This window comes from Leifsonia sp. SIMBA_070 (assembly GCF_046534635.1).
In the GTDB taxonomy this organism is placed as follows: Bacteria; Actinomycetota; Actinomycetes; order Actinomycetales; family Microbacteriaceae; genus Leifsonia.
In genome coordinates, this window is sequence record NZ_JAWRYK010001029.1 from 1 (window position 1) to 231 (window position 231).

Genomic DNA, 231 nt, shown 5'->3' on the forward strand with positions numbered 1-231 from the left:
GATACATTTTTAGTCTATCCCCAGTATGTAGCTATAACGTATCGACAATTGGAAAATCATTTCGAACAAGGAGCGCTTTCAGCAAATATAAATTTAGCAAAGGACTCTACAATTTCTGTCGGTGTCAGAGAATATAAGCCTGGTGATCGCTTTTCATGGATTGATTGGAAAGCAACTGCACGAACAAACAACATTATGACGAAAGAGTTTGAACAACAGCGCAGCCATAAT

The 231-nt window shown here is 38.1% G+C and carries 1 protein-coding gene; it reads left to right on the forward strand.

Features of this window, described 5'->3' with window-relative positions; all coding sequences use genetic code 11:
• Positions 1-231, forward strand: a 231-nt coding sequence (locus tag SB754_RS23285) for a DUF58 domain-containing protein (protein ID WP_410784603.1), incomplete at both ends; no start/stop codon positions are given.